A 26,523-nucleotide genomic window follows, 5' to 3' on the forward strand; every position below is an offset into this window, starting at 1 on the left:
CCGTTAAGGAACGGCGACAAATCCCAGCGTTGTTATTGGTTATTTCTTATCTATCTGATTTTACGGCACAAAAACTTATCTTTTATCACGCCATCAAAGAAACGGCCTTTAGAGACGACAGCGTCAGAAATAAATTTTTTATAGATAGACTCAGGCACGCCAACATATTGATAGATATCTTTATTATGAAATTCTATCTCAAGGTTGTGCGTCTTTGGATCGTACCCAATGGAATAAATTCGTGACGATAAAACCTGCTGTCGCTGCAATGCTCGTTCCTCCCTTGTGCAAAATAAGATCAGACTATAAAAAGATTCACTGCATGACATATTGTCGACGATCATGCTTATTTATTGAATATGTATCAAATTTTTGGCGGGTTGGTTAGTAAAATCGTTGGTTTATCATTTTCATGCTGTGAATTTGTTCAATGAAGGGGAATTCATCTGTTTGGTGAGGGAATAGTGCAAACCTGCGATGATGAATAGCGGGCTATTCTTTTCAGCTATGGCCTGAAGCGCAGGTTTGCAACGAGATAAAATGATTATTCTTCCGGCGCGTATTCGATCCTGTTTCTGCCGTTGGCCTTGGCCTGATAGAGCGCATCGTCTGCTGCTTTTATCAAGCATTCATAATCGGGATGACCGCTATAGACAGCGATGCCTGCGCTTATGGTCATTGTAACGCTTTCACCGTTTTGAAGATAAATAGGGTGATCCTGAATTTTCTTTCTCAGCCGCTCGATGATGGTGTGGGCGGCAACTTTAGGCGTTTCAATAAGCACGATCATGAATTCTTCGCCGCCGTAACGGAAAACATAGTCGCTGTTCCTCGTGCTCTCATAGAGCACTTCTGCAATCCTTTTCAGGATACTGTCGCCAGCGGCATGGCCATATGTGTCATTCACGGTTTTAAAATGGTCAATATCAATCATGGCGATGCTGAGCGAGGTGTTTGAGTGCATTGCCAGCGATATTTCATGTCTAAGAATGGTTGGCAGGAAGCGACGGTTTAACAGAAGGGTCAACGTATCCTTACCGCTTTCCAGTTTTTGGACTTCGTCAAATAGCGATCCCAGCAGCATATTTATTTTATAAATTTTGCTTCTGACCGTTTTAAGTATCGGGGCGTAATCCTGCTGTGTCAGTAGTGTGGTAGTACTATGGCCGCGAATGTAGTCATCCGTTTCCGTTATGATTGAGGCGATAGTGCGTATACCCTGAATATTACTGAAGCTGGATTTCCCCTTATGGTTAAACCACAGGCCAAACTCCGAATCACTCAGATCCTGGATACTGGAAAGAGGCGTACCAGTGGCAACACTAAAAATAAAGGCATTTTCCCAATTTAGCAGCGATGCATTTTGACGCTCTCTCTCCATGCTGGCATTTTCCAGAATAGAAAATAGCCTATAGGATTCTTCATTTTTGGCTGCCAGATCGTGCGACTGTGAATAGGTTTTGCTCATTATCTCTATGGCAATATCCATAGAGATGGAGGCAAAACGCATGGCATCAAAGCATAGCGTTTTATCCTCTGCCACCTGTGCGATGTCTTCATAAAGGTGCCATTTTAGACGTCGGGCTCCACGCTCAACCAGATCGACGGGAATACCGATACGCGCATGAATCTGACCAATTTTCTTTTGATGATTAATCAGGTCAGCCAGACGATCTCCGGTATTCGTTAAAATATCCACTATCCATTTGCTCATCGAACCATGGAGTCGATCGTGGACTTGCTGGCTGGAAAGAAACAGGGAAGCTTCTTGATCTTGGAGCATGTAGGAGTAGAAGGCGTCAGCAAAGTCGGAGGCTTTCTGATCGGCGAGGGTTCGCAGTAGATTAAAAGATTTTTGTGAGGTTGTGGCTATCAATTGCATCCATTCTGATGTTATGACTTGATTGTAGTCTGACTCACCGTTATCTCTCTGTTCATTAACGTTCAATAGTTCGTTCAACTTTTAATCTCTTTTGCGAGTATGTCGGATGTACTAGGATAGAAACGATCAATTTTTGCCTGAATAATTGATATGTAATGACAGAGAGGGTCAATATGGCGTTGTTAAAAACAAATAAAATTAATCATTTTATGCAGGTACTATTCCTACCGTAGTCGTAAATGATAATGCTGTTTTTTTGATGTTAGAAGCTATTTTGAGATAAATTTATGAAAGTTAATGATCTGGTTACGGTTAAAACTGATGGAAAGACGCGCAGAGAAGGGACGATTCTTGCTGTAGAAACGTTTCAGGAAGGGATTATGTATTTAGTTGCATTAAAAGATTACCCAGCTGGTATCTGGTTTTTCAATGAGGTTGACAGCAAAGACGGGACGTTTGTTGAGCCAAAGATCTTGCCAGAAAAAGAGTAAAGGGAAACATGCCGATATACGAGCATTGTCCAGATGAACAATGCTCGCTGTTATACCCGTCATACTTCAAGCTGCATGTGCGTTGGCTTCTCTTACTCACCCCAGTCACCTACTTGAGTCAGCTTCCGGGGCATGCGCTTGTTGCTTTCCCCAGTATTAGAACGTTTCCCAGTTACCGTTTTCTGTATTAGCCTGGCGGGGCAGGGCGAGTGATGAACGGTCCTTAGCGGCGGGAACGTTTGGCCGAACAGGAGCTGAATGGCTATTTGATAAATGGCTGGATAACTTAAATGTCGCAACGGCACGCGTAAGCAATGCTGCTTGCTCTTCCAACGATGCCGCTGCAGCACTGGCTTCCTGCACGAGCGATGCATTCTGCTGTGTCACGCTGTCCATTTCGGATATCGCCTGACCGACCTGAGTAATTCCCCGACTTTGTTCGTCAGAAGCAGAAGCAATCTCTCCCATGATGTCGGTGACATTAGTGACGGCATCGACGATCTCTTTCATGGTTTGACCCGCGTTATCAACCAGAACAGAGCCACTGTTGACCAGATTTACCGATTCAGAAATCAGCGTTTCTATCTCTTTTGCGGCTTGTGCACTGCGCTGTGCGAGGCTGCGAACTTCACTCGCTACGACGGCAAAACCGCGACCTTGTTCTCCTGCTCTGGCTGCTTCAACCGCCGCATTGAGTGCGAGAATATTCGTTTGGAAAGCAATGCTGTTAATAACGCTGGTAATTTCAGATATTTTCTTTGAGCTACCTGAAATACTGTTCATCGTGTTCACAACGTTTGCAACGATCTCACCGCCTTGTTTGGCCTTTCCTGAAGCATTTGCCGCGAGCTGGCTGGCATGGTGTGCATTTTCCGAGTTTTGCTTCACGGTTGCGGTTAATTGCTCCATGCTTGCCGCAGTTTGTTCAAGCGCTGCGGCTTGCTGTTCGGTTCGCGAGGAAAGGTCGGTGTTACCGGATGAAATCTCCGTAGAACCTTGATAAATAGAGTCTGCACTTTCCCGAACGGTAGTGACGGTAGTGACCAGCGAAGACTGCATTTGTTGAACGTTGCTGGCTAGCGTGCCAATTTCGTTCCTGCCATAACGGTCCGATATTTGAGTCAAATCGCCTTGCGCAATACGCTGAATTCTCAGGACCAATTGATTTATTGGTTTGATGAGGATACTGCGCAGCAGGAAGAACGTCAGAAGCGTTAAAATGGTGGCCAGCGCAAAGCTGCCGCCCATCAACGAATATCCAAGCAGTGCATTTTTATGCGCTGTTTCGTTTAACTCTTTCGCTCTTTGCGTGCGGTAAGCGACAGCCTCTAGCAAAAATTTGTTATAGGCCAAATCTAAAACCCGGGTTTCTTCGGATTCGAGAGTGATGACCTCTTCAAATAGCCCTTCTTTTGCTGCTGTGAGCATCAGCATAAGGCCTTGATTGACATAAGCATCATAGGATTTACGCAGATCGCCGTCCAACGCCATATCCTGAGGTGTTTTAACTGGGCGTTGTTCATAGACAAGGAAGGCTTTTTTTGATTGTTCCAGACGCTGCTCAGCCTGTTTCAGGTTGTCATTGAAGACCTGAGAGTCGCCAATACGAGCAGCCGCTGCGGCCTGAATGAGCAGCAGACGTGCGGTGCGAAGGTGGTTGGAACTGTTTGAGATCCCCATTCGGGTATCGATTTCTTGTGTGACGTCGTCTAATGATTGATTGCTGCTTTGTAGAAAATAGCTGGATGTGCCGATAGATGCTGCAAATAACAGCATGATACCACCCAGAATAATGATGAATAAGGGAACTAGCCGTAAATTGCTCAGCATGCCGGCCTCGGCGTGCTGCTCAGACCTTGACGTTATTTTCATATCCATTCGCTCATTCTCAGGAATTTATGATTTACCATGCCACTCGCTGCGGCATTGGCGTTTAGGTTTTAGTGTCTACATTAATGACAATTCATTAGCTAAACAACCAATGTAAAAGATAATCGGCATATATTGAGAAACCTTAATCAAATTCGATGCGATCCCGATCACGTTTTTAACTCTTTAAAAAGAAAAGAGAAATACGTGATGCGAAATCATACAGATTGATAATAAAAAATAAAGAGTCTACCTCCTAACTTTATTTGTTTGAGGTTCAACGCTATTATGGCGAATCTATCTTCGGAGGGATTTTTCTTGGAAAAGCGCACGCATTTTTTTTCTGATAAAAAAGTTGTTTTTTTTATCGCCACATTATGCTGTTTGCTCTGGGGAAGTGCTTATCCAGCAATTAAAAATGGCTATGAGCTGTTTCACATTGCAGATAATGATATTCCTGGGAAACTCGTTTTTGCAGGCTACCGGTTCGCGTTCGCTGGGCTGTTGCTTTTGGTACTCGCTGTGTTAAGCGGACGCTCCATCGGGCGGTTTCAGCGTGGGCAGTTAGTTCAGTTGACCACACTGGGAATATTCCAGACATCGTTGCAATATGTTTTTTTCTACATCGGTCTGGCTTATACCACCGGCGTTAAAGGTTCGATCATGAATGCAACCAGTACTTTTTTCAGCGTACTGCTTGCTCATTATTTATACCAAAATGATAAATTAAATATCAACAAGCTAATTGGTTGTATATTAGGTTTTGCCGGTGTAATGGTTGTTAATATCAACAGCAACGGAATGAATATTGGTTTTACGCTGTTAGGTGATGGGTTCGTTGTTATTGCCGCATTTATTTTGTCTGCATCTACTATATATGGTAAGCGTATATCACAAACGATGGATCCAACCGTAATGACCGGTTACCAACTGGCTATTGGCGGGATCATTTTAACGATATCAGGGTACTGCACTGGCGGGACACTCATCATACCTGATTGGAAAGCTGTACTGATGCTAGGCTACCTTATTTTGCTTTCTTCAGTCGCTTTTTCATTATGGAGCCAATTGCTGAAATATAATCGGGTCGGTATGGTCGCACCATTTAATTTCCTTATCCCAGTCTCTGGTACGCTGTTGTCAGCACTGTTTCTTAATGAAAGCATTCTGGAGTGGAAATATTTCTTTGCACTGGTCCTGGTATGCTCAGGTATTTGGCTGGTTAATCGAATTGTTAAAAGCGATCGGTAAATGCCTCTGTGCCCCAACTCACCTATCCCCCTGAAGGTACTGTCTGTAGCGTGATGTTTGAGATCGTTGAAGCTGCGAGTAACGTCATGCTGCAGTGCCTGTACTGAATCCCAGACAATCACTAATTTCTTTAATATCAATACAGTAATGTTTAACCACCTTTTGCGGCGAGAGCGGTATGCTTTGTTGTCGTTGCGACTGTGTACTGGCAGAGGATAGATAAATGTTGCTTCATAACATGTGGTTAAGAGTTTTTTGGGTAAAAAGTGTAAGTTTTTCGTGAAAGGTATAAACTTACATAACGGAGTGTGTTCTGGGCGCAAGGGATTTTTTGTATATCTATCATTTATATAGCAAGCAAATTGTTTCTTTTTTATTATTTTCAATGCTCTTTTTTGTAACGTTTAGTGTGCGATTTTGGCGGAAAAATAGGCATAAAAGTGATCTGACCAGACAGGGTTTAGCTCATAATGCTTTCATTTGCGTGATCTGTGTCACATAATGGCCAAAATCATTCTTCCGTCGCGTTGTATGTGCTATGGATTAGGCGGTACAGTTGCGCTGTTTTAGGATTAATCCTATGCTTTGGTTGAAGCGAGTCTTCAGGGTGGAACTAAAAAGCAACGGATGAACGGATTCTCAGCGTGATGCGCAAAGTTGGCAAGTAACGATTGCCCGAATAAGAAATGATAAAGTAGTAACTCGCAGTATCTGGCACCGATAGTTTTTTATGCCATCAATGGAGAGTGATTTTCGAACTGGGCGATATGGTCTATCACCTAACTTATGTTTTAAACATAGCCTGTCGGGATGGGAAATATGGGTACCTCTGAATTACTCAAACACATTTATGACATTAATCTGTCTTATTTGTTACTGGCGCAACGCTTAATTAATGATGAAAAAGCTTCTGCGATGTTTCGTCTTGGAATCAATGACGAGATGGCAGATATCTTGATGCAACTGACTTTACCGCAGATGGTGAAATTGGCAGAAACTAACCAACTGATATGTCATTTTCGTTTTAACGATCACAATACAATCAAAGTCTTGACTCAGGAATCACGTGTGGATGATTTACAACAAATCCATACGGGGATTTTGTTGTCGAGTCATTTATTACAACAGTTAACTTCGAAAGAAGAAAACCTGCCTAAGAAAAGGGCATAAGTAATGGCGGAGAAAAGTATTGTTCAGGAGGCGAAAGACATCCAATTGGCGATGGAGCTCATTTCGCTCGGTGCTCGTTTACAGATGCTGGAAAGTGAAACTCAGTTAAGTCGCGGACGTTTGATTAAACTGTACAAAGAACTTAGAGGAAGTCCGCCGCCCAAGGGAATGCTACCTTTTTCAACGGATTGGTTTATGACCTGGGAACAGAATATTCATTCATCAATGTTCTACAACGCTTACAGTTTTTTAATCAAGAATGGGCAGTGCAGCGGTGTTGAAGCGGTTATTAAATCTTATCGACTTTACCTGGAACAGTGTGCGCCTCAGAGCGATTCTCCACTGTTGGCATTGACGCGGGCTTGGACATTAGTCCGTTTTGTTGACAGCGGTATGCTGCAACTATCGTCATGCAATTGCTGCAAAGGGATGTTCATTACTCACGCTCATCAACCTAAAAACAGTTTTGTTTGTAGTTTGTGCCAACCCCCTTCCAGAGCGGTAAAAAGGCGTAAACTTTCGCAAAATCTTGCCGATATAATACCTCAACTGCTGGATGAACAGGTAAAACACGCAGTCTGAGCCTGTAGCGATTTGTGAATCTATCACTGTTGGTTGTGAAGGCGGTGATAGATTTCTTCCTCTAGAACGTCCTGGCTACGGCTCCGCAGTTTTATCTCTCTTTCCGCCCACCTTTTTTATTATAAGGATTTCTTGTGCTGGTTATATTGGGTTATATCGTAATTGTGGCCTCGATACTCGGCGGTTATCTCATGGTCGGTGGGGCCTTGGGTGCGCTTTATCAACCTTCGGAGCTGCTGATCATCGGTGGTGCGGCGGTAGGTGCTTTCATCGTTGGTAACAATGGAAAGGCGATAAAAGCAACGCTACGTGCACTACCTCTTTTGGTCAAAAGTTCCAAGTACAATAAAGCACTGTATATGGACCTCATGGCCTTACTCTTTAGAGTGATGGCCAAATCCCGCCAGCAAGGCATGCTTTCCCTGGAGTTTGACATTGATAATCCTCGTGAGAGTGAAATCTTTTCGAGCTATCCGAATATTCTTGCTGACAACACCGTTGTTGAGTTTATTACCGATTATTTGCGTTTGATGGTCAGCGGCAACATGAATGCGTTTGAGATTGAAACGCTGATGGATGAAGAGATCGAGACTATTGAACATGAAAGTGAAGTGCCAGCGTCCAGCTTGACGATGATGGGTGACGGTCTTCCTGCATTTGGTATCGTCGCTGCCGTGATGGGGGTTGTTCACTCACTGGCTTATGTTGACCGGCCTGCAGCTGAGTTGGGGATGATGATCGCTCACGCCATGGTGGGTACCTTCCTGGGGATTTTACTTGCTTACGGCTTTGTCTCCCCATTGGCCGCGTTGCTGCGCCAAAAAAATGCAGAAAAAATCAAAGTATTGCAGTGCATTAAAGTCACTTTACTGTCGAGCCTTAATGGCTACGCTCCGCAAATTGCCGTTGAATTTGGTCGTAAAACGCTGTACTCAACGGAGCGTCCTTCCTTTACTGAATTGGAAGAACACATTCGTCGTGTGAAATCGCCGACTCAGCAAGCGTCGGACAGTAACGCATGAAACATCAGCATCCCATTATTCGCAAAAAGCGTAAGTCTGGACATGGGGGCCACCATGGTGGCTCCTGGAAGATTGCCTACGCTGACTTCATGACAGCAATGATGGCATTGTTTCTTGTAATGTGGCTTATCGCAATTTCTACGCCAATGCAGCTAGCCCAAATCGCAGAGTACTTCCGTACTCCATTGAAGGTTGCATTAACTTCAGGTTCTAAATCAAGCGACAGTTCCAGCCCGATTCCCGGCGGGGGGAATGACCCTACTCAGCAAGATGGTGAAGTGAAAAAGGCCATCAAGACAGATAATGTAGAAAAGAAACTGGACGAGGTTCGACTCAATAGATTGCGTGAACGTCTGGATCAGTTAATTGAGGCCGATCCTCGCTTACGCGCACTTCGTCCACATTTGTTAATTGAAATGATTGATGAAGGGTTACGCATCCAAATCATCGATAGTCAAAATCGCCCCATGTTTAAAACCGGGAGCGCGCAGGTTGAGCCCTATATGCGAGATATCCTGCGTGCGATAGCCCCTATCCTGAACGATTTCCCTAATAAGCTGAGTATCTCAGGCCATACCGACGATGTTCAGTATACGACAGGGGAACGTGGCTATAGTAACTGGGAATTGTCCGCAGATCGTGCTAATGCATCACGTCGAGAGCTTATTTTTGGGGGCTTGTCTGATGGAAAAGTTTTGCGCGTTGTGGGTATGGCTGCGACAATGAACCTCAAACAGGCGACAGGTGGAAACGATGCGATTAACAGACGCATCAGTTTGCTGGTATTGAGCAGACAAGCTCAAAAGGATATTGAAGAAGAAAATGCAGAAAGCTCTGCTGTAAATATAGACAAGGTGGAAAATTTACAAAATATGGAGTTGGATAAGCCTAAACCTACCACTCCGGCTGCCGAAAATAGTGATAACAACAATACGAGTGGAAGTGGTGGGGCATCGCCACAACCAATTAATGGAGTTCCTGCTCCAGAGCGTCAGCAGCCAACCACCGCGTTGCCTGCTGCGCCCGATAGCCAGGCGACGCCTTCTCAATAAGCCGCGATTCACAGCAGAGGTGACCACGTGAGCATGGACATGAGTGCTTTCTATCAAACATTCTTTGATGAAGCAGATGAATTACTGGCCGATATGGAACAACACTTATTGTTGTTAGATCCGTCAGAACCCGACACCGAGCAATTGAATGCGATTTTCCGTGCAGCCCACTCCATAAAAGGAGGCGCTGGCACATTCGGTTTTAAAGTATTGCAGGAAACTACGCACCTGTTAGAAAACCTACTCGATGGGGCAAGACGTGGCGAAATGCGTCTTAGCACTGATATCATCAACCTGTTTCTGGAAACAAAAGACATTATGCAGGATCAGTTGGACGCTTATAAAACCGCACAGGAACCCAATGCTGAAAGCTTTGAGTATATCTGTCAGGCCTTGCGCCAGCTTGCTCTGGAGTCTAAAGCCGATGGTGATGCAGCACAGCCTGATGCGTCGGTTGCAACACAGCCCTCTGCTAGCCCAGCATCTAACGGTGTAGGTAAAGGTGAAATGCGTATCGCATTAACTGGCCTGAAGTCTCAGGAAATACCTCAGATGCTGGAAGAGCTTGGCAATCTGGGGACGGTTAAAGATCCTCACCAGACTGACACTAGCGTAGAAGTGACATTGGTCACGTCTGAAAGCGAAGACGATATTAGCGCAGTACTGTGTTTTGTACTTGAGCCTGAGCAAATCAGCTTCAAATCTGCTGTTGCCAGCCAACCTGTTGTCGCTGAAGCCGTAGAGACATTGGCTGTAGTTGAAGCACCCGTCGTCGCCGCTCCAGTGGCCCCGTCTGCGCCAGTTGCTGCAAAACCGCAAGCTGCACCGGAAAATGGAAAAAATAAAGCAAAAACCGGTGATACCAGTATTCGTGTAGCAGTTGAGAAGGTTGACCAGCTTATCAACCTCGTTGGCGAGTTAGTGATTACGCAGTCCATGCTGGCGCAGCGCTCAAGCGAACTCGATCCTGTAGCACACGGCGATCTGCTCAACAGTATGGGGCAGTTGGAACGTAACGCCCGCGATCTGCAAGAATCGGTTATGTCTATCCGTATGATGCCGATGGAATATGTATTTAGCCGTTTCCCTCGATTGGTTCGTGACCTGGCTGCGAAATTGGATAAGCAGGTTGAACTAACGCTGATGGGGAGTTCGACTGAGCTGGATAAGAGTTTGATTGAACGTATTATCGATCCTCTGACGCACCTGGTGCGTAACAGCCTCGATCACGGTATCGAATCTCCAGATAAACGCGTAGCTGCAGGTAAGTCTGCGGTGGGTAACTTGACGCTTTCTGCAGAACATCAGGGTGGTAACATCTGTATTGAGGTTATCGACGATGGGGCAGGGCTCAACCGCGAGAGAATTCTGGCTAAAGCCTTGTCTCAAGGTTTGGCTGTGAATGACTCGATGTCTGATGAAGAAGTGGGCATGTTGATCTTTGCTCCAGGCTTTTCAACCGCTGAGAAAGTCACGGACGTTTCTGGCCGTGGTGTCGGCATGGACGTGGTGAAGCGAAATATTCAGGAAATGGGTGGTCATGTCGAAATCCACTTCCAGGCTGGAAAAGGCACGACGATCAGAATCCTGTTGCCATTAACGCTTGCGATCCTTGATGGCATGTCCGTTAAAGTTAACAACGAAGTCTTTATTCTACCGCTTAACGCTGTGATGGAATCCTTGCAGCCGCAGTCGGAAGACCTGTATCCGTTAGCTGGCGGAGAAAGGGTATTGCAGGTTCGTGGTGAATATTTACCTCTCGTTGAACTGTTCCATATCTTTGATGTGGATGGTGCTAAGACGGATGCTACTCAGGGTATTGTCGTGATTCTGCAAAGTGCGGGTCGACGTTATGCCTTGCTGGTCGATCAGCTGATTGGGCAGCATCAGGTCGTTGTCAAAAACCTGGAAAGTAATTATCGCAAGGTGCCAGGCGTTTCAGCCGCTACTATCCTTGGTGATGGCAGCGTTGCGCTGATTGTGGATGTTTCAGCGTTACAAGCGCTTAATCGTGAAAAGCGTGCGGTTGAAACTGCTGCTTAATAAAACAGATCGTTAATAAAGGGTGGAAAACATGACTGGACTTGCAAGCGTCACGAAATTAACTGGCGAAACAGTAGGACAGGAATTCCTGATTTTTACGCTGGGTGACGAAGAGTACGGCGTTGATATTTTAAAAGTACAAGAAATTCGCGGTTATGACCAGGTAACGCGTATTGCCAACACACCTTCCTTCATTAAAGGTGTCACCAACCTACGCGGTGTCATTGTACCGATCGTTGACTTGCGCATTAAATTCGCCAAGCAGGATGTTGAATACGATGACAACACGGTTGTTATTGTTCTCAACCTTGGTCAGCGTGTTGTCGGGATTGTTGTAGATGGCGTGTCTGATGTGTTGTCATTGACCACAGACCAAATTCGTCCCGCACCGGAGTTTGCTGTAACGCTGTCAACAGAGTACCTGACTGGTTTAGGTTCTCTGGGTGAGAGAATGCTGATTCTGGTTGATATCGAGAAACTGTTGAGTAGCGAAGAAATGGCGCTGGTTGATAGCGTATTGAAAGTCTAATCTATCGGCCTCCAGGGGCTACGAAAGTGGCCCCGAAAACCTTCCTTAGTCATATCCTTGTCAGTTCAGAAATTCGTAAAGATATCCAGAATAATGCCGATATCATCGGTGGTTGGTCTACTCAAAAGGCGTTATATGTTTAACCGTATCAAAGTTGTTACAGGTCTGATGCTTGTACTGGTGCTGTTTGGAGCACTTCAGCTTATTTCTGGTGGTTTATTCTTTAGTGCATTAAAAAATGATAAGGATATCTTCAGTTCAACGCAGGTTATTAACCAAAAGCGTTCCGAGCTGGATTCAGCATGGTCATATTTATTACAGACTCGTAATACGCTTAACCGCGCGGGGACGCGTTTTGCACTCGATGCAAGCGGTACGGGGGCGGGTGCTGGCGGTAAAGAGCTTCTGGTCTCTGCTCAACGGCAACTCTCTGTCGCAAACGATTTTTTCTCTCGCTATGAAAAAGTACCGCAGGATGCACGTCAGGATGAAAGCGTTACTCGGGGCGTAAAAGAGAATTACGTGGCTCTGAATGGCGCATTAACTGAATTAATTCAGTTTTTGAATGCAGGGGAATTTAAGAAGTTCGTTGAGCAACCAACACAAAGTTTTCAAGACAACTTTGAAAAAGCGTATTACGCCTATAAAGCTGAAAGCGATAAACTTTATCAGGCTGGTATAGCTAAAAATGATGCAGCTTACGACTCGGCGCTCTGGATCCTTGGCTTCATTATCGTGTTGGTTTTTGCGCTAGCGCTGATTTCCTGGGTTGGTATTCAACAGCTATTAATAAGGCCGCTAAATAATATTGTTGAACATATTCGTCATATTGCGAAAGGCGATCTGACAAAAACGACTCACTTTCACAGCAGCAATGAAATGGGCATTCTGGCTGACAGTATTCGCCATATGCAAAGTGAGTTTGTTTCAACGGTTAGTGCGGTTCGACAAGGTGCTGATGCCATTTATACTGGTGCTACAGAAATTAGCGCTGGTAATAACGATCTTTCATCGCGTACCGAGCAACAGGCTGCTTCATTAGAAGAAACGGCAGCAAGCATGGAACAGTTGACCGCAACAGTTAAACAGAATGCGGAAAATGCTCGTCAGGCCAGCCAGTTGGCACTGAGTGCCTCAGAGACGGCGCAGAAGGGTGGCAAGGTCGTCGATAATGTCGTCAAAACCATGCACAATATTGCTGGAAGTTCGCAAAAAATTGCCGATATTACTAGTGTGATTGATGGTATTGCTTTCCAGACCAACATTCTTGCGCTGAACGCGGCGGTTGAAGCAGCCAGAGCAGGGGAACAAGGCCGTGGGTTTGCGGTTGTTGCGGGTGAAGTTCGTAATTTGGCACAGCGTAGTGCTCAGGCTGCGAAAGAAATTAAAAGTTTGATTGAAGATTCTGTCAGCCGAGTCGATGAAGGTTCTGTACTGGTTGAAAGTGCGGGCGAGACGATGGGAGAAATCGTCAGTGCTGTCACTCGTGTAACGGATATTATGGGTGAAATTGCCTCGGCTTCTGATGAGCAAAGCAAAGGTATTGATCAGGTCGGCCAGGCTGTAACTGAGATGGATCGGGTTACGCAGCAAAACGCCTCCTTAGTTGAAGAGTCTGCCGCTGCGGCTGTTGCATTGGAAGAACAAGTGAAAGTGCTGAATCAGGCTGTTGCCGTATTCCGCCTCTCTGAAGATGCAGGTTCGTTTAGAAGGACGACACCAGCGACAGCGGGCCAAAAACCTGCATTGCTAGCTTCATCAGCGAATAGCGGTAAGAAAGCAAAAGAAGGTTCATCAAATGATAATTGGGAAACGTTCTGATCAGAATCTTGATATAGGCTATAAGTAACCCAAGCTGTAGGGACACTGAGCTAATCCCCAGCTGCTGATATGTAGGCCGCTGGGTGATTGTTGACTCGCCATAATTTAGAAGAATGAAGATGCGAGTAATTGATCAGTGCACACTTGAGGTTGGTGAGTAATACAGCACTTGGTGCTTTGAAGCAGGGTAATTCATGATATTGTTCAATCTGTAACTTATGTTATGGATATGATGGGGTGAGGCTGGTTTTGGTATTAAAGCCAAATAATAAAGCAGGTAGCACAGCTGTGATGAGAGGGACAACGCCACCCAACAGCATGTGGCTTTGGTAGAACGAACACACTGACCTGTTCAGTTTGCAGAACTTGCGGGGTGTATTACCAATACAGTGTCAGTTTTTAATCTTAATGCGATGAGTAACTGACGAATGACAATAAAAACCTGCGTTAGCTGTAAAGGAAAGTTCAGATTGAAAAAAACCATAGCAAAAAACACTATTCGAGCGGTTTGATATGAAAAGTACACCGTCACAAAATCGCCCTGAATCTGCCTCTATTCTGACGCAGATGGTTGACAGATTGCCGTTGTCGGACACTCATTTCCGGCGGATCAGTCAACTAATATATCAGCGTGCCGGCATTGTTCTGGCCGATCACAAACGTGAAATGGTTTATAACCGTTTGGTTAGACGTCTCCGTTTGCTTGGAATCAATGATTTCGGTCAGTACTTAGCATTGTTAGAGTCAGATCCTAACAGTGCAGAATGGCAAGCCTTTGTTAATGCGTTAACCACTAACCTGACAGCGTTTTTCCGTGAAGCTCACCACTTTCCCATATTGGCTGAGCATGCCAGAAAACGTCCAAATGGCTACACCATCTGGAGTACGGCCGCCTCTACAGGGGAAGAGCCTTATTCGCTGGCGATGACACTTGCAGAAGTCTTAGGTAATAAAGCGAGCGGATGTCAGGTATGGGCCAGCGATATTGATACTCAGGTATTAGAAAAGGCAACGGCTGGTATCTATCGTCAGGAAGAGCTGCGCTCTCTTTCTCCACAGCAACTACAGCGGTTTTTTTTACGCGGTACTGGGCCACATAGTGGTTTGGTTCGTGTTCGCCCTGAGCTTGCGTCAATGGTGCATTTCCAACAATTAAATCTGCTCGCACCTGATTGGTCCGTTCCCGCGCCATTTGATGCTATTTTTTGTCGTAATGTAATGATTTATTTCGATAAAGAAACTCAAGAGCGTATTCTCCGTCGATTCGTCCCGATGCTTAAACCGGGAGGATTGTTATTTGCCGGGCATTCAGAGAATTTCAGCCAGATCAGTCGTGAGTTCTATTTGCGTGGGCAAACTGTATATGGGCTGGCTAAGGAAAGATAATGAGCAAGATAAGAGTATTATGTGTTGATGATTCTGCCCTAATGCGTCAGATCATGACTGAAATAATTAATAGCCATTCTGATATGGAAGTTGTCGCAACTGCGCCAGATCCATTAGTTGCTCGTGATTTGATTAAAAAATTCAATCCCCAGGTATTAACACTGGATGTTGAAATGCCTCGTATGGATGGGTTGGATTTTCTTGAGAAGCTTATGCGCTTGCGCCCGATGCCAGTTGTCATGGTGTCGTCCCTGACGGGAAAAGGCTCAGAAATTACGTTGCGTGCGCTGGAGCTTGGTGCGATTGATTTTGTCACCAAACCTCAGTTAGGTATCCGTGAAGGGATGCTGGCATACAGCGAACTGATTGCGGAAAAAATTCGTATGGCCGCGAAGGCGCGTCTGCCGCAACGTAGCGCTGGGGCAGAGCCGACAAAAATTATTCAGCATACGCCATTGTTAAGTAGTGAGAAATTGATTGCGATTGGTGCGTCAACGGGGGGTACGGAAGCGATACGGCATGTATTACAGCCCCTGCCGCCGACAAGCCCTGCATTACTGATCACACAGCATATGCCACCTGGCTTTACGAAGTCTTTCGCCGAGCGTTTGAACAAGTTATGTCAGATTACGGTGAAAGAAGCAGAAGATGGGGAACGTGTTCTTCCTGGCCATGCATACATTGCACCAGGCGCACGCCATCTTGAACTGGCTCGTAGTGGGGCAAACTATCAAGTACGCTTAAATGATGGACCTCCCGTCAATCGGCATCGTCCATCAGTCGATGTGTTATTCCGTTCGGTTGCGCAATACGCCGGGCGAAATGCTGTAGGGGTAATCCTTACTGGGATGGGGAATGATGGGGCTGCCGGCATGTTGGAACTCCATCAGGCTGGTGCTTATACTCTGGCCCAAAATGAAGCAAGTTGTGTGGTTTTCGGGATGCCACGTGAAGCGATTGCGATGGGTGGCGTCGATGAAGTGGTGGATTTGCACCAGGTGAGCCAGCGTATGTTGGCACAAATCTCTGCCGGACAGGCATTACGTATATAAGCAGCTCTCGGTGAGCAATAAATATTTTAGGAGTAGGTATGGCCGATAAAGAACTCAGATTTCTAGTAGTGGATGATTTTTCGACGATGCGCCGAATTGTCCGTAACCTGCTGAAGGAACTGGGCTTTAATAACGTAGAAGAGGCAGAAGACGGCGCAGATGCACTGAACAAACTGCGCGCTGGTGCTTTTGATTTCGTCATTTCTGACTGGAATATGCCCAACATGGATGGACTGGAGCTATTACAGACTATTCGTGCTGACGGCGCGCTTTCCAGCCTTCCCGTGCTGATGGTAACGGCAGAAGCGAAGAAAGAGAACATTATCGCTGCGGCACAAGCAGGTGCTAGCGGCTATGTAGTTAAACCATTTACTGCAGCTACCCTTGAAGAAAAACTGAGTAAGATTTTCGAAAAACTGGGTATGTAAGGGGATCTTATGACGCCACATATGCCGTCCGTGAACGACACAGCTTCAGCAACCGAGATCATTTCGCGTATCGGCCAATTGACTCGTATGCTGCGCGACAGTTTGAAAGAGTTGGGTCTGGATAATGCGATAGCTGAAGCAGCAGAGGCTATTCCTGATGCCCGCGATCGTCTTGACTATGTTGTCCAGATGACTGCGCAAGCGGCAGAGCGTGCTCTGAGCTGCGTAGAGGCTGCACAACCACGTCAAAACCAACTAGAAGCGGATGCTAAATCCCTGAAAACCCGTTGGGATGAATGGTTTGAAAATCCAATTGAACTGGCAGATGCGCGTGAATTAGTGACGGATACGCGTAGCTATCTTGAGGATGTACCCCAGCATACCTCGTTTACCAATGCTCAGTTGTTGGAAATTATGATGGCGCAGGATTTCCAGGACCTTACTGGTCAGGTAATCAAGCGTATGATGGATGTTGTCCAGGAGATTGAAAAACAACTGCTGATGGTATTGCTGGAAAATATTCCAGAAAAACCAGATGCACCTAAGCGCGCAAATGATGGTCTGCTTAATGGACCTCAGTTGGATAAAGGTGCCGCAGGTATTGTTGCCAATCAGGATCAGGTTGATGATCTTCTGGATAGTCTTGGGTTCTAATGACTCTTTCTTCAAGAAAGGACGTTACTCTCTTTCTTGAAAAGATGACGAACACCATCACTCGGTTATTTATGGCCAGGGTTTATGGCCATAAATAGCTAAATTCGCTTTTCCCTTCCCCTTAATTCTTACTATGCGTTAAAGAAGCATGGGTTTTTCTCGTTGTTCCAGCCATAAAACTTTCTCGTATTTGTCATGCTAGGCAGCAAATTCCTATCCCGAAAGTCGTAACAGGAACGCCATAGTGGCTGAAGATAGCGATCTAGAAAAAACAGAAGCCCCCACTCCCCAAAAAGAGGAGAAGGCGCGTGAAGAAGGGCAGATCCCGCGATCGCGAGAGCTGACTTCTGTTCTGATGATGGTCGCAGGTCTGGCTATTTTGTGGATGGGGGGCGAAGCCATGGCTGGCCGATTGGCCAGAATTGTCTCACAGTCGTTAAATTTTGATTACGCAACGATTGGTGATGACACCCAAATGCTACGGCATGTTGGCTCATTACTGCGTCAGGCTGCATCGGCGCTGATACCCATTATGCTAGGGGCTGTGTTGGTTGCGTTGTCTGCGCCTTTACTGCTTGGTGGGATATTATTTAGCACCAAATCATTAAAGGTTGACTTCAAAAAATTAGATCCTATTTCCGGGCTGAAACGATTGTTTTCTGCCCAATCGCTGGCTGAGCTCTTCAAAGCAATATTGAAGTCAGTCATGGTCGGGATCATTAGTACCTTGTTCTTGATTCATAACTGGCCGACGATATTGCATCTGGTATCCGAAGCGCCGACTGCGGCGATGGGGGATGCGCTGGAACTGGCCGTGATGTGTGGTTTTCTTATCATCATGGGGCTCATTCCTATGGTCGCTTTTGATGTGTTTTGGCAAGTTTGGAGCCACATCAAAAAGTTACGAATGAGCAAGCAGGAAATTCGTGATGAGCATAAACAGAGCGAAGGTGACCCGCATGTTAAAGGCCGTATTCGTCAGCAGCAGAGAGCCATTGCTCAGCGTAGAATGATGGCTGATGTGCCTAAGGCTGATGTGATAGTCACTAACCCGACGCATTATGCGGTAGCATTACGTTATGATGAGAAAAAAATGAATGCGCCGAAAGTGTTGGCTAAAGGGGCTGGTGAGATCGCGTTGCGTATTCGTGAGTTGGGGACCGAACATCGCGTTCCTATTTTAGAAGCTCCTCCGTTGGCGCGAGCGCTATTTCGCCATTCAGAGGTCGGACAGCATATTCCGGCTGCGCTATATGCCGCCGTTGCAGAAGTCTTAGCCTGGGTTTATCAACTGAAACGCTGGAAGCGGGAAGGTGGATTAATTCCTAGAAAACCGAAACATCTACCAGTGCCGGATGCACTGGATTTTGCTAAAGAGAATACTACTGATGGCTAATTTGGCCTCTTTGCTTCGTTTACCGAGTAATATGAAAGGTACCCAATGGCAAATATTAGCCGGACCAATACTGATCCTGTTGATACTTTCCATGATGGTATTGCCGCTGCCGCCATTCATTCTGGATCTGTTATTTACCTTTAACATTGCACTTTCCATCATGGTATTGCTGGTTGCGATGTTTACGCAGCGGACGCTGGAGTTTGCTGCGTTTCCTACGATTCTGCTGTTTTCTACGTTATTGCGCCTTTCGCTCAACGTTGCTTCTACCCGTATCATTTTGCTGGAAGGGCATACGGGGACGGCCGCCGCAGGTAAAGTTGTTGAGGCATTTGGTCACTTTCTGGTAGGCGGAAATTTTGCCATTGGTATCGTGGTCTTTATCATCCTTGTCTTAATCAACTTCATGGTTATCACCAAAGGTGCTGGACGTATTGCTGAAGTCGGTGCCCGCTTTGTGTTGGATGGTATGCCTGGCAAACAGATGGCGATCGATGCCGATCTTAATGCTGGGATCATTGGTGAAGAAGAAGCGAAAAAGCGCCGTGCTGAAGTCACCCAAGAGTCAGACTTCTACGGCTCAATGGACGGTGCTAGTAAATTTGTGCGCGGTGACGCTGTCGCCGGACTGATTATCATGGTCATCAACATCGTTGGTGGATTAATCGTCGGTGTTGTTCAGCACAACATGCCGGTAGGGCAGGCCGCAGAAAGCTATACGCTGCTTACTATCGGTGATGGTTTGGTTGCCCAGATTCCTGCTCTGATTATTTCTACCGCAGCGGGTGTCATTGTTACTCGTGTGAGTACCGATCAGGACGTTGGCCAGCAGATGGTCACCCAGCTATTCAATAACCCACGAGTGATGGTGCTGAGTGCGGCGGTTATTGGACTTATTGGTCTGGTTCCTGGAATGCCCAATTTTGTCTTTCTGTTATTTACAGCATCTCTGTTAGGGCTTGCCTGGTGGATGCGTGGAGAACAGCAGAAAGAACCCGTGATGCAACCTATACCAGCATCAATGGAGAAGCATCAGGTTGTTGAAGCCAGCTGGTCTGACGTACAGCTTGAAGATCCGCTGGGTATGGAAGTTGGCTATCGATTAATCCCAATGGTTGATGCGCAGCAAGATGGCGAGCTACTGGGCAGGATTCGTAGTATCAGGAAGAAGTTTGCCCAGGAAATGGGATACTTACCGCCAGTGGTTCATATCCGGGATAATTTGGAACTTCAGCCTGCCAGCTATCGCATATTGATGAAAGGTGTTGAGGTGGGTAGCGGTGAGGCTCATCCTGGTCGTTGGATGGCGATCAACCCAGGCAATGCGGTTGGCTCTTTGTCTGGAGATATCACGCAGGATCCGGCGTTTGGGCTGCCGGCGGTCTGGATTGATAATGCTCTCAAAGATCAAGCTCAAGCTCAAGGGTTCACGGTCGTAGAGGCAAGTACCGTAGTAGCAACGCACCTGAACCACTTAATTGCATTGCATGCCAGTGAACTGTTTGGACGGCAGGAAGCTCAGCAGCTGATGGATCGCGTTGCGCAGGAAATGCCAAAACTGACAGAAGATTTCATTCCGGGCGTAGTGACGTTAACGACCTTGCATAAGGTCTTGCAGAATTTGCTTAGCGAAAGGGTTTCGATTAGGGATATGCGTACCATCATGGAGACATTGGCTGAACATGCGCCGGTGCAACCAGATCCTTATGAACTCACTACAGTGGTTAGGGTTGCTCTGGGACGTGCGATTACCCAGCAGTGGTTCCCAGGAGACAGTGAACTTCAGGTTATCGGTTTGGAAGGTTCATTGGAACGCCTTCTGTTACAGGCGCTTCAAGGCGGCGGTGGCCTCGAGCCGGGTCTTGCCGATCGCTTGCTTGAACAGGCGAAACAAGCGCTACAGCGGCAGGAAATGTTGGGTGCTCCGCCGGTTCTGCTTGTGAACCATGCTTTGCGCGCTTTACTTGCCCGATTCCTGCACCGTAGTCTGCCAAACATGGCCGTACTTTCTAATTTAGAAATCAGCGATCATCGCCAGATTCGTATGACATCAGTGATAGGGGAAGCTCAGAAGTGAGGAAGACGATGCATTCTCTGGCTGCCGTCGTGCTGGCATTCCCGCTCTGTGCTATCGCGACGCCAGGTAGTTGGAACGGAAGTATGCCGGGAATAAAACTTGATCATCGTGGCGAAATGGTTACGACGTCAGCTTTTGTTCCTAACATAGCCGTTAATCCAGATGAAATGATTACGACAATATATTGGCGGCAAGTGATTGATTCAGCGATACCAGTAGGGCTTGTTGTGAAATTGTGTTCACAATCCCCGCAGCGCTGTGTTGACTTAGACGGAAGTGGTGACGGGCAAACTCAAGCATTTGACGGATTAGCGGCTAATAATGAGTTTCGTTTTGTCTACTACATTGAAGGGAATGGCCGTCTTAATCACACTTTCAGTGTGCGTACGATCGATATTGCGGTGAATTATAAGTAGTTTTCTAAGTGGCTGTTTAGATAAACAAAAGTCTCTGCCTAAAGCGCAGAGACTTTTAGAATGTAATTTTCCTACCGCCAACTGTTACACCTTTCGACTGACCATCTGGGCCATATAATCCCTGACCATGGCGGGGCTTCAATATGTTGATGGCTTCGTTCGTGTAGGCAATATGCCGGCTAAGCAAAAGACCATTGTGCTGATTCTGGTCATTCAAACGTCTGGTTAACTCTTGCACTTGCTGCCAGTAAGCCGACAGCTTTTCAATACCGTCATAAGGGGCTTGTAGCTTAAGAGTCGATTCAGTTGCATGACGCTGCGTTTCCAAATGCTGCATCGTCGCCAGCAAAGACGTTTTCTTCTCTGTTACCTGTTGCAGCGCGATGCTATTAATATGGCCAGCGCAAAGTAGGGTTTGCTCTTCGGACATAACAACATCGAGCTCACGTAGGTTGCTCAGCAGTTGATCTAAAATCGCTTGCAGATTTTCCATAACTATTAATTACCTGCTAAAAAATCCTGCGTCTCTTTAAGCAGCGCATCTGCGATTTTTCCGGCATCAATTTTAAGTGAGCCATCGCGAATTGCCTGCTTTAAGGTTTCAACGCGGTTCATGTCGATGTCCTGCGTACCCGGTTGCATCAATTTTGCCTGCGCGTCGCTCAGTTTTACCTGTGTTGCGCTAACTTCAGACTGAGCTTCAGCTTGTTTACGTTTAGCTTTAGCGACATCGGCAGATTCGCGTTGCTGAACTTGACTGACCGGCTTCAGTGACTGGGTGCGATCGATACTCATAATACATCCCTCTGATTTGAGGATAAATGGTTAATCATCAATGTGTTACAGAATTTTCATCACATCGGTGTTCAATTTTAAAACGTCATCAGTAATGACTCTGTAACTATCATCGGCAAACATGAGCAAATCTTTAATGAATTACTGTGAGATCAGAATAATCCCATCTTCGTTTGTGATTCCGCTGACTATTTGTCCATTTGCCGTTCTGACTCTGACCGCTTGTCCGGCTGCTGCGTTGTTCATGGCTTTTCCTTCGCCATTAATTGTGAAGCCTTCCCCTTGGGCGATAATTTGCACTGACTGACCGGCCTTTACGACCCAGGCGCGTCTGATCATCGACGCGGTAATAACCTGTCCGGGTGTAAGATCGCGCAAAAGGACTGCGCCCTCTGCGCCTGGTAACGTCAGTATAGGGCGCAACGGTAATAAATCGAGCCTGCCTTTTGTCAAACGAATGTCTTTTTCCGTCAGCGTGGTTCCACGATTTATAAGCCGTGCACTGGTGACATAATTCCCCGTTACCTGAACCTCTGTTTGAATGAAGCGACGCTGTTGTCCGCAACGCACGGACAGACTCACATTGCCCCACATTTTTGTATTTCCAGGCAGTGTGATTTGCGGCGCTTCGCACTGTGGCCATTGCGATTCTGGCGATTTTACCACAACGTTTACGGTATTCGTGCTTCCCTGAAAGCGTGAGGCAAAAAATTGATTGATCTGTGCAGGAAGGTCGTTCGCATTGACAGGGGCACAAAGGGTGATAAAACAGGACGCCGCCAGATAGAGGTAATAATGTATTGTTTTCATTCCTGTTCGGCTCTCCTGATCCTGATTATATCGGGCATTAAGTGTAACGATGTCAGCGTGAGGTTAAGGCAATAAATAGCGCTGCATTTGGTGTCTATTCGTTCGATGGCATAGCCATCATGAGAATTATCCTACTCACTCCAAATTCTAACTTGCGGAGGGAGCATGCTTGATAAATTAGACGCCTCGTTGCGGTTTCAGCAGGAAGCGTTGAACTTGCGTGCCCAGCGGCAGGAAATTCTGGCCGCGAATATTGCCAATGCGGATACGCCAGGCTATCAGGCCAGGGATATCGATTTTGCCAGCCAGCTCAGTAAAACGATGGAGCAAGGGCGGGTGAACGGTACGGGTATCGCGCTGAAGACCACATCTGTACGGCATATACCGGCACAGAATTTTCAGCCGCCGGAACTTGATTTGCTTTATCGCGTACCCGATCAGCCTGCGTTGGATGGCAATACGGTCGATATGGACCGCGAACGCACTAATTTTGCCGATAATAGCCTGAAATATCAATCCAGCCTGACCGTTCTGGGTGGACAGATTAAAGGCATGATGTCAGTCCTGCAGTCAGGTTCGTGATCGTAGCGCGATAGGAAGGTAAAGATTCATGTCGTTATTAAATATATTCGAAATTTCAGGCTCAGCGCTTTCTGCGCAATCTCAGCGTCTGAATGTGAGCGCCAGTAACCTGGCTAACGCAGACAGCGTGACGGGCCCTGATGGCGAGCCTTATCGCGCCAAACAGGTGGTATTCGAAGTGAATGCCGCTCCGGGGCAGTCTACAGGTGGCGTACGCGTTTCCAATGTTATTGAAGATCCATCACCTGCTCGTCTGGTTTACGAACCGGGCAATCCGCTGGCTGATGGGCAGGGATACGTTCGCATGCCGAATGTTGACCCAGTGGCTGAGATGGTAAACACCATTTCTGCATCGCGCAGTTATCAGGCAAACGTCGAAGTGTTGAATACGACAAAATCGATGATGCTGAAGACGTTAACGATCGGGCAATAATCGGGAGACGAAATAGTGTCTGTAACAATTAATGATACGTCCTCGGCAACGAGAACACAGAGCACGTCGAGTACTTCACCGACAACGGCGGTAGAGAAAAACAGCGGTGCTGACCTACAGAATCAGTTTCTGACACTTCTTGTTGCACAGTTGAAGAATCAGGACCCGACAAATCCGATGAGCAACGATCAGCTTGTAAGTCAGCTTGCTCAGCTTAATACGGTCAGCGGTATTGAGAAGTTGAATACCACATTGGGCTCTATCTCTGGTCAGATCAATAACAACCAATCCATGCAGGCAACAACGCTGATTGGTCACAGTGTCATGATCCCTGGAAAAGACATTCTTGTTGGTAAAGAAACCAGTACCCCCTTTGGCGTGGAACTGGAAAAAGCAGCAGAGACGGTTACCGTCACCGTTAACGATGCAACAGGTAAAGCTGTTCGCACGATCGAACTGGGGACGCTTTCTGCTGGGGTTCACTCATTCAACTGGGATAGTAAACTTTCTGATGGCACGGTTGCGCCTGATGGGGCTTATACCTTCACTGTTGCTGCCAGTACCGGCGGCGCACAGCAAGTTGTTCAGCCACTGAGCTATGCGGTTGTAAATAGTGTCGTTCGCGGCGAGAACGGTGCATTGCTGGATTTAGGACTGCGCGGCAGAGCCACTATGGACGATGTCCGGCAGATTCTGTAACGGTATAAATTTCATGTTATTCCAGTAAAACTCACTATCTGGAATATGACTTAATCAATTCTCTGGAGAGCGACATGGGTTTTTCTCAGGCGGTCAGTGGTTTAAACGCGGCATCTAATAACCTGGATGTTATTGGTAATAACATCGCTAACTCAGCGACAGTGGGTTTTAAATCCGGGACCGTCACATTTGCTGATATGTTTGCGGGCTCTAAAGTCGGTATGGGTGTGAAGGTTGCATCGGTATTGCAGGATTTTGGTAACGGTACTGTGACTTCGTCCTCACGAGACCTGGATATTGCGATTAGCGGCGGTGGTTTTTACCGTCTGCAAGACACCAATGGCTCGACTTATTACAGCCGTAATGGTCAGTTTATGCTGAACGGTCGTAATATCGTCAACGCACAAGGTATGCAACTGACGGGTTATCCAGTCGCTGGCACGCCGCCAACGGTGCAAACGGGTGCCGATCCAGTACCGTTGACTGTTCCTGATGGAGACATGCTGGCGAGCGCAACGACAGTCGCATCAATTAAGGCTAACCTGAAATCTTCAGACCCAATTCCCACAAACGCTTGGGCTACAACGCCTGGTGCGGAAGGCACCTACAACAGTAAAACTGCACTAACAACCTACGATAGTCAGGGTAACGTGCATAACTTCACCCTGTATTTTGTTAAAACGGCAAACAATACATGGCAGACGTATGCTAAGGATGACTCCATCACTCCAGCCACGTATCAAAATGCGGGGACGTTGAATTTTGGAGCGAATGGTGCATTAAGTTCTACTGGTGCGACCGCCCACACGCCTTTTACTATCAACCTTGTTGGGACGAATGGTGCTGCTACAGGCACATTCACCCTCAATTTGACTGGTAGCGTGCAGCAAAACACGGAATACAGCTATAAGAGCCCAACCCAGAACGGTTTCGCTCCAGGATCTCTGACAGGTTTTGCTATTAATGACGACGGCACGATCGAAGGCAACTACAGTAACGGTCAGAAGCAGGCGCTGGGTCAGATCCTGCTGGCTAGCTTTGCCAACCCAGAAGGTTTATCGCCTGAAGGGGATAACGCCTGGTCTGAAACTGCGAGCTCTGGTCAGGCTGTTATTGGCCTGGCAGGTACCGGAAGTCTGGGTAAACTGATCGGCAAATCTACCGAAAGTTCAAACGTTGACCTGAGTAAAGAGCTGGTCAGCATGATTGTTGCGCAGCGTAACTACCAGTCAAACGCACAAACTATCAAAACGCAGGATTCCATTCTGCAAACGTTGGTTAGCCTGCGTTAATTATCCTAACGGGGACATTGCATGGATCACGCGATTTATACGGCAATGGGTGGCGCGAGTCAGTCATTGGAAAAGCAGGCAATTACTGCGAACAACTTGGCTAACGCCTCAACGCCGGGTTTCCGGGCACAGCTTTCCGCACTGCGTGCTGTACCGGTAAATGGGTTGACACTGCCTACCCGAACGTTGGTTGTCGCTTCAACGCCTGGCGCTGATATGACTGAAGGCGTGATGAATTATACTGGCCGTGCAATGGATGTCGCTTTACCGAAAGAGAGTTGGTTGGCAGTACAAACAGCTGATGGCGGTGAAGCGTACACCCGTAATGGTAATATGGAGATCAACGCTGATGGGCAGTTGACTATCCAGGGGCGTGTTGTGATGGGCGACGGCGGGCCGATTGATGTGCCGCCACAGGCTCAGATCAGCATTTCTCCTGATGGTACGATTTCTGCACTTAATGCTGGGGATCCTCCGAATACGATTGCCCAGTTGGGGCGTTTGAAGCTTGTTAAGGCTACCGGACAAGAAGTTGAGCGGTCCGATGACGGATTATTCCGCTTGACGCAACAGGCTCAGCAACAACGTGGTAATGTTCTGCAAAACGATCCTACCGTGCGTATTATGCCGGGTGTGATCGAGGGCAGTAATGTGAACACGGTCGATACGATGGTCGATATGATTGCCAATGCTCGTCGCTTTGAAATGCAGATGAAAATCATTAGCAGCGTCGACGATAATGCACAACGCGCTAATCAGATATTAGCAATGGGTTAAGCGCCGAGTGCGCA

The 26,523-nt window shown here is 46.8% G+C and carries 27 protein-coding genes; 21 read left to right on the forward strand and 6 right to left on the reverse strand.

The window, feature by feature from the left end; translation table 11 throughout:
• Positions 1 to 50: 50 nt before the first annotated feature.
• Positions 51 to 269, reverse strand: coding sequence for a KTSC domain-containing protein (locus tag ACIPUG_RS13495; protein ID WP_010279476.1), 219 nt, complete (start codon positions 267 to 269; stop codon positions 51 to 53).
• Between the two features lie 275 nt (positions 270 to 544).
• Entirely contained in the window at positions 545 to 1,960 is a 1,416-nt protein-coding gene (locus ACIPUG_RS13500) for a diguanylate cyclase (protein WP_400338766.1), read from the reverse strand.
• Between the two features lie 209 nt (positions 1,961 to 2,169).
• On the opposite strand from ACIPUG_RS13500, the gene dsrB reads away from it, so the two are divergent.
• A complete protein-coding gene (dsrB, locus tag ACIPUG_RS13505; protein ID WP_014915927.1) occupies positions 2,170 to 2,373 on the forward strand; it encodes a protein DsrB in 204 nt (67 codons plus the stop codon).
• Between the two features lie 156 nt (positions 2,374 to 2,529).
• Here the strand turns inward: dsrB and ACIPUG_RS13510 are convergent, their stop codons facing one another.
• Entirely contained in the window at positions 2,530 to 4,251 is a 1,722-nt protein-coding gene (locus tag ACIPUG_RS13510; protein WP_400338768.1) for a methyl-accepting chemotaxis protein, read from the reverse strand.
• A 309-nt stretch (positions 4,252 to 4,560) separates the two neighbouring features.
• On the opposite strand from ACIPUG_RS13510, the gene ACIPUG_RS13515 reads away from it, so the two are divergent.
• The 15 genes from ACIPUG_RS13515 to ACIPUG_RS13585 all read left to right on the forward strand — a co-directional run bounded on the left by ACIPUG_RS13515 (position 4,561) and on the right by ACIPUG_RS13585 (position 21,121).
• Positions 4,561 to 5,493: a DMT family transporter gene (locus ACIPUG_RS13515; RefSeq protein ID WP_039520120.1), complete on the forward strand. Its 933-nt coding sequence runs from the start codon at positions 4,561 to 4,563 to the stop codon at positions 5,491 to 5,493.
• Between the two features lie 819 nt (positions 5,494 to 6,312).
• Positions 6,313 to 6,663, forward strand: coding sequence for a flagellar transcriptional regulator FlhD (gene flhD / locus ACIPUG_RS13520; RefSeq protein WP_014915924.1), 351 nt, complete (start codon positions 6,313 to 6,315; stop codon positions 6,661 to 6,663).
• Positions 6,664 to 6,666: 3 nt separating this feature from the next.
• Positions 6,667 to 7,245 carry a flagellar transcriptional regulator FlhC gene (gene flhC, locus ACIPUG_RS13525; protein WP_005970730.1) on the forward strand — a complete coding sequence of 193 codons (579 nt, stop codon included), beginning with the start codon at positions 6,667 to 6,669 and terminating at the stop codon, positions 7,243 to 7,245.
• 134 nt (positions 7,246 to 7,379) lie between these two features.
• On the forward strand, positions 7,380 to 8,267 hold the full coding sequence (gene motA / locus ACIPUG_RS13530; RefSeq protein WP_014915923.1) for a flagellar motor stator protein MotA: 888 nt from the start codon (positions 7,380 to 7,382) through the stop codon (positions 8,265 to 8,267).
• Entirely contained in the window at positions 8,264 to 9,319 is a 1,056-nt protein-coding gene (motB, locus tag ACIPUG_RS13535; RefSeq protein WP_400338770.1) for a flagellar motor protein MotB, read from the forward strand. The genes motA and motB overlap by 4 nt, the downstream gene beginning before the upstream one ends.
• 39 nt (positions 9,320 to 9,358) lie before the next feature.
• Entirely contained in the window at positions 9,359 to 11,362 is a 2,004-nt protein-coding gene (gene cheA / locus ACIPUG_RS13540; RefSeq protein ID WP_174442306.1) for a chemotaxis protein CheA, read from the forward strand.
• Positions 11,363 to 11,393: 31 nt separating this feature from the next.
• On the forward strand, positions 11,394 to 11,891 hold the full coding sequence (cheW, locus tag ACIPUG_RS13545) for a chemotaxis protein CheW (protein WP_014915920.1): 498 nt from the start codon (positions 11,394 to 11,396) through the stop codon (positions 11,889 to 11,891).
• 135 nt (positions 11,892 to 12,026) lie between these two features.
• Complete coding sequence (locus tag ACIPUG_RS13550) at positions 12,027 to 13,712, forward strand: methyl-accepting chemotaxis protein (RefSeq protein WP_039498636.1); 1,686 nt, start codon at positions 12,027 to 12,029, stop codon at positions 13,710 to 13,712.
• Between the two features lie 513 nt (positions 13,713 to 14,225).
• Positions 14,226 to 15,098 carry a protein-glutamate O-methyltransferase CheR gene (gene cheR / locus ACIPUG_RS13555; RefSeq protein ID WP_014915918.1) on the forward strand — a complete coding sequence of 291 codons (873 nt, stop codon included), beginning with the start codon at positions 14,226 to 14,228 and terminating at the stop codon, positions 15,096 to 15,098.
• A complete protein-coding gene (locus tag ACIPUG_RS13560; protein WP_039273419.1) occupies positions 15,098 to 16,150 on the forward strand; it encodes a chemotaxis response regulator protein-glutamate methylesterase in 1,053 nt (350 codons plus the stop codon). Before cheR ends, ACIPUG_RS13560 begins: the two co-directional genes overlap by 1 nt.
• 38 nt (positions 16,151 to 16,188) lie before the next feature.
• On the forward strand, positions 16,189 to 16,578 hold the full coding sequence (gene cheY / locus ACIPUG_RS13565; RefSeq protein WP_010279519.1) for a chemotaxis response regulator CheY: 390 nt from the start codon (positions 16,189 to 16,191) through the stop codon (positions 16,576 to 16,578).
• Between the two features lie 9 nt (positions 16,579 to 16,587).
• Positions 16,588 to 17,232 (forward strand): protein phosphatase CheZ, encoded by a 645-nt coding sequence (cheZ, locus tag ACIPUG_RS13570; RefSeq protein WP_014915916.1) that lies wholly within the window; start codon positions 16,588 to 16,590, stop codon positions 17,230 to 17,232.
• Between the two features lie 244 nt (positions 17,233 to 17,476).
• Positions 17,477 to 18,628: a flagellar biosynthesis protein FlhB gene (gene flhB / locus ACIPUG_RS13575; RefSeq protein WP_039557998.1), complete on the forward strand. Its 1,152-nt coding sequence runs from the start codon at positions 17,477 to 17,479 to the stop codon at positions 18,626 to 18,628.
• Positions 18,621 to 20,705 (forward strand): flagellar biosynthesis protein FlhA, encoded by a 2,085-nt coding sequence (gene flhA / locus ACIPUG_RS13580; RefSeq protein WP_039285772.1) that lies wholly within the window; start codon positions 18,621 to 18,623, stop codon positions 20,703 to 20,705. The genes flhB and flhA overlap by 8 nt, the downstream gene beginning before the upstream one ends.
• 8 nt (positions 20,706 to 20,713) lie before the next feature.
• Positions 20,714 to 21,121, forward strand: coding sequence for a flagellar protein FlhE (locus tag ACIPUG_RS13585; protein WP_400338773.1), 408 nt, complete (start codon positions 20,714 to 20,716; stop codon positions 21,119 to 21,121).
• Positions 21,122 to 21,176: 55 nt separating this feature from the next.
• On the opposite strand, the gene ACIPUG_RS13590 is transcribed toward ACIPUG_RS13585, so the two are convergent.
• From ACIPUG_RS13590 to flgA, 3 genes are all read right to left on the reverse strand, one after another.
• A complete protein-coding gene (locus ACIPUG_RS13590; RefSeq protein ID WP_039498632.1) occupies positions 21,177 to 21,614 on the reverse strand; it encodes a flagella synthesis protein FlgN in 438 nt (145 codons plus the stop codon).
• A gap of 5 nt (positions 21,615 to 21,619) precedes the next feature.
• Positions 21,620 to 21,916 (reverse strand): flagellar biosynthesis anti-sigma factor FlgM, encoded by a 297-nt coding sequence (flgM, locus tag ACIPUG_RS13595; RefSeq protein WP_014915911.1) that lies wholly within the window; start codon positions 21,914 to 21,916, stop codon positions 21,620 to 21,622.
• Positions 21,917 to 22,057: 141 nt separating this feature from the next.
• Positions 22,058 to 22,726: a flagellar basal body P-ring formation chaperone FlgA gene (flgA, locus tag ACIPUG_RS13600; protein ID WP_231051660.1), complete on the reverse strand. Its 669-nt coding sequence runs from the start codon at positions 22,724 to 22,726 to the stop codon at positions 22,058 to 22,060.
• Between the two features lie 165 nt (positions 22,727 to 22,891).
• Between flgA and flgB the strand changes: the two genes are divergently transcribed.
• The 5 genes from flgB (at position 22,892) to ACIPUG_RS13625 (ending at position 26,509) form a co-directional block, all read left to right on the forward strand.
• Positions 22,892 to 23,308, forward strand: a complete 417-nt coding sequence (gene flgB, locus ACIPUG_RS13605; RefSeq protein ID WP_010279550.1) for a flagellar basal body rod protein FlgB — start codon at positions 22,892 to 22,894, stop codon at positions 23,306 to 23,308.
• A 28-nt stretch (positions 23,309 to 23,336) separates the two neighbouring features.
• The gene (gene flgC / locus ACIPUG_RS13610) at positions 23,337 to 23,741 is read left to right on the forward strand and encodes a flagellar basal body rod protein FlgC (protein WP_010279553.1); all 405 of its coding nucleotides are present in this window, start codon (positions 23,337 to 23,339) and stop codon (positions 23,739 to 23,741) included.
• A 15-nt stretch (positions 23,742 to 23,756) separates the two neighbouring features.
• Positions 23,757 to 24,440 (forward strand): flagellar hook assembly protein FlgD, encoded by a 684-nt coding sequence (flgD, locus tag ACIPUG_RS13615; protein ID WP_039464781.1) that lies wholly within the window; start codon positions 23,757 to 23,759, stop codon positions 24,438 to 24,440.
• A gap of 74 nt (positions 24,441 to 24,514) precedes the next feature.
• Positions 24,515 to 25,732: a flagellar hook protein FlgE gene (gene flgE / locus ACIPUG_RS13620; RefSeq protein ID WP_014915907.1), complete on the forward strand. Its 1,218-nt coding sequence runs from the start codon at positions 24,515 to 24,517 to the stop codon at positions 25,730 to 25,732.
• A gap of 21 nt (positions 25,733 to 25,753) precedes the next feature.
• Complete coding sequence (locus ACIPUG_RS13625; protein ID WP_014915906.1) at positions 25,754 to 26,509, forward strand: flagellar basal body rod protein FlgF; 756 nt, start codon at positions 25,754 to 25,756, stop codon at positions 26,507 to 26,509.
• The last annotated feature ends 14 nt before the right edge of the window (positions 26,510 to 26,523 follow it).

The sequence above is a fragment of the Pectobacterium sp. CHL-2024 genome (assembly GCF_044751765.1).
Lineage (GTDB): Bacteria > Pseudomonadota > Gammaproteobacteria > Enterobacterales > Enterobacteriaceae > Pectobacterium > Pectobacterium brasiliense.

Bases quoted from the DNA above. Each gene is read 5' to 3' on its own strand.
- flhA (WP_039285772.1), top strand. From the start codon at position 18,621: ATGGCTAATTTGGCCTCTTTGCTTCGTTTACCGAGTAATATGAAAGGT.
- cheA (WP_174442306.1), top strand. From the start codon at position 9,359: ATGAGTGCTTTCTATCAAACATTCTTTGATGAAGCAGATGAATTACTG.
- ACIPUG_RS13510 (WP_400338768.1), bottom strand. From the start codon at position 4,251: ATGGATATGAAAATAACGTCAAGGTCTGAGCAGCACGCCGAGGCCGGC.
- cheR (WP_014915918.1), top strand. From the start codon at position 14,226: ATGAAAAGTACACCGTCACAAAATCGCCCTGAATCTGCCTCTATTCTG.
- ACIPUG_RS13560 (WP_039273419.1), top strand. From the start codon at position 15,098: ATGAGCAAGATAAGAGTATTATGTGTTGATGATTCTGCCCTAATGCGT.
- cheW (WP_014915920.1), top strand. From the start codon at position 11,394: ATGACTGGACTTGCAAGCGTCACGAAATTAACTGGCGAAACAGTAGGA.
- cheZ (WP_014915916.1), top strand. From the start codon at position 16,588: ATGACGCCACATATGCCGTCCGTGAACGACACAGCTTCAGCAACCGAG.
- cheY (WP_010279519.1), top strand. From the start codon at position 16,189: ATGGCCGATAAAGAACTCAGATTTCTAGTAGTGGATGATTTTTCGACG.
- flhC (WP_005970730.1), top strand. From the start codon at position 6,667: ATGGCGGAGAAAAGTATTGTTCAGGAGGCGAAAGACATCCAATTGGCG.
- ACIPUG_RS13585 (WP_400338773.1), top strand. From the start codon at position 20,714: ATGCATTCTCTGGCTGCCGTCGTGCTGGCATTCCCGCTCTGTGCTATC.
- flhD (WP_014915924.1), top strand. From the start codon at position 6,313: ATGGGTACCTCTGAATTACTCAAACACATTTATGACATTAATCTGTCT.
- flgC (WP_010279553.1), top strand. From the start codon at position 23,337: ATGTCGTTATTAAATATATTCGAAATTTCAGGCTCAGCGCTTTCTGCG.
- flgA (WP_231051660.1), bottom strand. From the start codon at position 22,726: ATGAAAACAATACATTATTACCTCTATCTGGCGGCGTCCTGTTTTATC.
- motB (WP_400338770.1), top strand. From the start codon at position 8,264: ATGAAACATCAGCATCCCATTATTCGCAAAAAGCGTAAGTCTGGACAT.
- ACIPUG_RS13550 (WP_039498636.1), top strand. From the start codon at position 12,027: ATGTTTAACCGTATCAAAGTTGTTACAGGTCTGATGCTTGTACTGGTG.
- ACIPUG_RS13625 (WP_014915906.1), top strand. From the start codon at position 25,754: ATGGATCACGCGATTTATACGGCAATGGGTGGCGCGAGTCAGTCATTG.
- dsrB (WP_014915927.1), top strand. From the start codon at position 2,170: ATGAAAGTTAATGATCTGGTTACGGTTAAAACTGATGGAAAGACGCGC.
- ACIPUG_RS13590 (WP_039498632.1), bottom strand. From the start codon at position 21,614: ATGGAAAATCTGCAAGCGATTTTAGATCAACTGCTGAGCAACCTACGT.
- flgB (WP_010279550.1), top strand. From the start codon at position 22,892: ATGCTTGATAAATTAGACGCCTCGTTGCGGTTTCAGCAGGAAGCGTTG.
- flgE (WP_014915907.1), top strand. From the start codon at position 24,515: ATGGGTTTTTCTCAGGCGGTCAGTGGTTTAAACGCGGCATCTAATAAC.
- flgM (WP_014915911.1), bottom strand. From the start codon at position 21,916: ATGAGTATCGATCGCACCCAGTCACTGAAGCCGGTCAGTCAAGTTCAG.